General features: G+C 53.4%; 2 protein-coding genes and 1 pseudogene. 2 read left to right on the plus strand and 1 reads right to left on the minus strand.

All coding sequences use genetic code 11. From position 1 onward, the window contains the following. Positions 1–486: 486 nt before the first annotated feature. Entirely contained in the window at positions 487–1,419 is a 933-nt protein-coding gene (locus tag GV827_RS22950) for a hypothetical protein (RefSeq protein WP_204326061.1), read from the plus strand. A gap of 219 nt (positions 1,420–1,638) precedes the next feature. Continuing rightward, positions 1,639–2,396: pseudogene (locus GV827_RS22955) on the plus strand (IS5 family transposase). 69 nt (positions 2,397–2,465) lie between these two features. Here GV827_RS22955 and GV827_RS22960 read toward each other — a convergent pair. Next, a partial coding sequence (locus GV827_RS22960) for a tandem-95 repeat protein (protein WP_164356622.1) occupies positions 2,466–4,372 on the minus strand: 1,907 nt, incomplete at its 5' end.

The raw sequence follows: 4,372 nt of genomic DNA on the forward strand, positions 1-4,372 counted from the left end.
CACAGAGTGGTGCCGTTCCTTTGGAACTCTCCAGTCCCGAAAGCGGGACAGTGGTTGGGACCAAGTTCCCGCCGGATGTGAGGTTTGCAGACAGGGGTCTGCCGAAAGAGAGTTCGCCTCGGGCACCAAAATCGAAAACAACCTATTGACGGAGAAATCATCATGTGAGGCCGGACATATGAAAGCAACCGATCAAAAAAGCATCAAATTAGCCGTTGCCAATCCGGGGCGTCCACATATGAATCAGAAATCAACCTCCAAGGGAATCCCGCGATTCACATTTCAGGTTCGACGCTCTAGGTTGCCCAGTTTTTATTTAAAATCAGATACTTGAGGTTGCACGAGTCTTGAAAACCTCGTGACATTGGTTCAATTGGACCTCCGGGTACTATTTTCGGAGTTGAATCTGCTTTTGCGTGCTTCATATAGTTGCTGCTTTAGCCTGACGCTGGATCGGCCGACAATTTCTTGGCTGAATCAGTTATGATGACATTTGCAATGAGATGTGCAAAGATTATATCTGATACAAAGAAGAAGCCAAAAGACATGTTTAATCCAACAGCAGTGGTCGCCGCCAGCTTTGGTGAGCATTTGGCGCAAACCTATCTTCAGTATTTCTCAGGCCGAAAAGCTGAATATGCCGCCTTTATCGACGGTTGCGCCCGCATGATACTGGAACGTCTTGGAAATTCAGACGCACTATATCATAACTCAGAACACACCATGATGGTCACGCTGGTTGGTCAGCAGATCATTCGCGGGCAGTTGATAACGAGGGCCGTAAGACCCGAGGACTGGCTTCACTACATCGTGGCCCTTTTGATCCACGATATCGGTTATTGTCGTGATATTTGTGAGGGAGATACTCCGACATCGATCATCATCAATGAGGCCGGAGATACAATTTGCCCGCCGCGTGGTGCATCGGACGCGATGTTGACACCTTACCACGTCGATCGTGGAAAGATCTACGCAAGACAACGGTTCTCCCAATCGAATCTGATCGACGAAGAAAGAATTGTCCAAGCGATAGAGTACACGCGGTTTCCGGTGCCCGAGGCCGCAGAATACCAGTGTACCGAAAGCGAGCCGGCGCTTGTTCGGGCAGCTGATCTGATCGGTCAGATTGCCGACCCTTTCTATCATCGGAAAATATCCGGTCTATTCCATGAGTTTGCAGAAACCGGCTTTGCTGAAAAACTTGGGTACGAGAATCCAATGGACCTGATGGAGCAGTTCCCGACCTTTTTCTGGCAACAGGTGCAACCGTTGATCGGCCCGGCCATACGGCACCTCGAACAGACGATGGAAGGAAAGCAGTGGGTTGCGCAGCTTTATAACCACGTGTTCCAGGTGTCACACAGGTCAAGCTGCCTTGGGCCGTTCAGTGGACCAACCGATAATTCGGAAGACGAATAAGCAGCAAGAGCTAGCACCATATTGCGTCACTGGTGGTCATCAATGCCGACACTGAATGGCGGGAGATTCCAGGCAGATAGCTTGTCACCCCACGCGCCGAACAGTTGACCCACCTTTTGACTTGACAGGAAAAGGAAGGGCTAGGAACTAGGGCCTGTGGACATTTAGGATTCCCATTTAGCCCGATTTCTGATTCAAGCTTCCAAAATGGAGGTTTGAATGAACGAGCAGCGGTTTGTGGTGTCGGACGTCTTGTGGCAGCGGCTTGAGCCGCATCTTCCGGGTAAGGCCAGCGATTCCGGAGCCACGGCAAAGGACAATCGCCTGTTTCTGGAGGCGGTCTTCTGGCGGGTACGCACCGGGTCGTCATGGCGCGACCTGCCGCCTATCTTTGGCCATTGGAACAGCCAGTTCCGGCGGTTTCGCCGGTGGGCCAGGTCCGGAGTATTCGAGAGTCTTTTCAAAGCGATGAGCGAAGACCCCGACCTCGAATTTGCGCTGATCGATGGCACGATAGTTCAGGTTCACCAGAAGGCGACCGGCGCAAAAGGGGGACTCAGGCTCAGGCCATTGGGCGCTCCCGCGGCGGGCTGACGACGAAAATCGTGGCGTTGGTAGATGCGCTCGGCAATCTGGTGCGTTTCTTGCTGCTGCCGGGACAAGCGCATGACATGAAAAGTGTCGCGCCGCTAATCAAAGGCGTTTCATTCAACGCACCTCTCGCAGACAAGGCGTTCGATGCGGACTGGCTGTTGCAAGACCTCGACCAGCGCGGTGCAACAGCTGTGATCCCTCCTAAAGCCAACCGCAAAATCCAGCGCGATTATGACACGGAGGTCTACAAGTGGCGGCAGCTGGTGGAGAATTACTTCGCAAAGATCAAAGAATTCAGAGGAATAGCCACAAGATACGACAAAACGGATTGCAGTTACGCAGCGTGTTGGAACCTTGTAGCAGCCCTCATTGCTTCAAGATGATTGTCCACAGGCCCTAGTAACTCGGCGAGGAATTTCTTGAACATGACCCTGATAGGCCGCACTCATGTACTAGGCCTGATTAGTCTCCTCAGACACGAAGGTTATGGTTGCGAAAGTGCCCAAAGCCGCAAATTCTCCGCCAAACCCCTCAAGCTGCAAAGTATCCTGATCAACCTGTGTCAGGGTCCAGTCCTCTGATGGTTCCACACTGGCAGTGTCGAACACATCCATCTTGATCTCGATGGCCTCGTTTGCGTCCGCAGTATTCCCATCGACGAGTCTTAGCAGATCATCAGCGTCGACTATCAGCGCATTCTTTTGCCCATTAGCCATGTCAATTTTGTTGATTTCCGCAAGCAAGTCAGGTGCCATCTCATGGATCGCGCCAAGGTCCACTTGTACGATTTCATTGGCACCCTCGGCTGTTTGGTCGACTGTTCCTATTTCTAGTGCTTTACCATCAGCGGAGTCTGACACGGTGAATGGTAAGCCGTTTGCATCATAAGTCGCCTCATCGGTGTTGGCACCTGCAAACGTCACCTCGACATAATCTCGCGTCGTGCCGTCCGCAAAAGTGACGTTGCCGGTCGCGCTGACAAGCTGCCCGTTGATGAGTGTATCAGAGCGCTCAACTGCCAAGTCGATTTCCTCGATCCCCAAGGCACTCAGCGATCGAAGCTCGTTTGTATCCGAGACTCCGTCCACGTTGGTATCGATCCACACGTGGATGTCGCCGAACCCCGCATCATCCGAATCCACCACACCGTCGCCATTGCTGTCGTAGGCAGTGGCTAATGCATCCAGCGAGGTCGCGAACCCACCTTCGCCGAAAAACGGGGAGAAAACTTCTCGACCGCTCTCAATGCTTCCGGACCCATCCAAGTCGACTACCAATAGGCCGTCCTGCCCATTTGTCCAAGCAGAACGCTCTGCCGCGCCATCGTCATTCAGATCGAAGTTGACCGCATCCGGCAGGAACGAAATCCCATCCTCCCCGAGGTCGATCACCAGCGGGTCTTGCTGCGCGGCATCATATACGAGACGGTATCCAAAAAAGTAGCCATCGCCGGGTGTTCCGCTAGTTGGACCGTTATCAAGCGTGATGTCGACAGTTACCTCTCCACTCTGCGCGATCGAGTCCCAGAAAGTGGAAGACAGCGTGATATTGAGGTTCCAAGTTATATCAAACTGTTGACCATTCGCATTCTCGACTGCAAGGACTTTGCCGGTGTAACTTGAAACAGCAGCAGAGTCATTAATTTGGCCAGTAACCCCTGCATCGACTCTTTCAGCCTCAGGTTTAAATGTGCCGAGCACAGTGCCACCTATCTGAACTGTGATACCTGCGTTAGGGCCCGAACCGTAGTTCCCTTTCATGAGAAGCTGAAGCATTGCATCGCCGCTCGCATCCCCATCAACGGTCTTGGTGAAAGTTTGGACCTGACCATTCGAGGTTACATCTACACTATCGTTGAGCTGTGAGCGTTCCGTTGGCGCTTGCGTCAAATCTTCGGCGACAGGGTTCACGGTCATATCGACGGTTGCGGTCTCGGTAACGCCGCCGGAGGTAACGGTGTAGGTATACTGGTCGGTGCCGTTGAAGTTTGCGTCTGGGGTGTAGGTGATGGTGCCATCGCCATTGACCACGACCGTGCCGTTGGAAGGCTCGTCGCCCGCCTCGACAGTGACCACGGGCGTAGTACCCTCAAAGTCGTCGTTGAAGAGCACATCGGTGGTGACCGGGGTGTCTTCGTCGGTGCTGTCAGTATCCGCGGCGATGTCGACCACCGAGGCCACGGTGACGTTGATCACCTGGGTCTCGGTATTGCCATCATTGTCGGTGACAGCAACCGTGAAGCTGTCGGAGCCGTTGTAATCCGCATTCGGGGTGTAGCTCCAGGCGCCGGTCCCCGCAACGATGCTGGCGGTGCCATTGGTGCCGTTGGTGCTCACCGTGAAGTTCGGGGTGGTCATGC

The organism is Sulfitobacter sediminilitoris, from assembly GCF_010667575.1.
GTDB lineage: Bacteria > Pseudomonadota > Alphaproteobacteria > Rhodobacterales > Rhodobacteraceae > Sulfitobacter > Sulfitobacter sediminilitoris.

Bases quoted from the DNA above. Each gene is read 5' to 3' on its own strand.
- GV827_RS22950 (WP_204326061.1), top strand. From the start codon at position 487: ATGACATTTGCAATGAGATGTGCAAAGATTATATCTGATACAAAGAAG.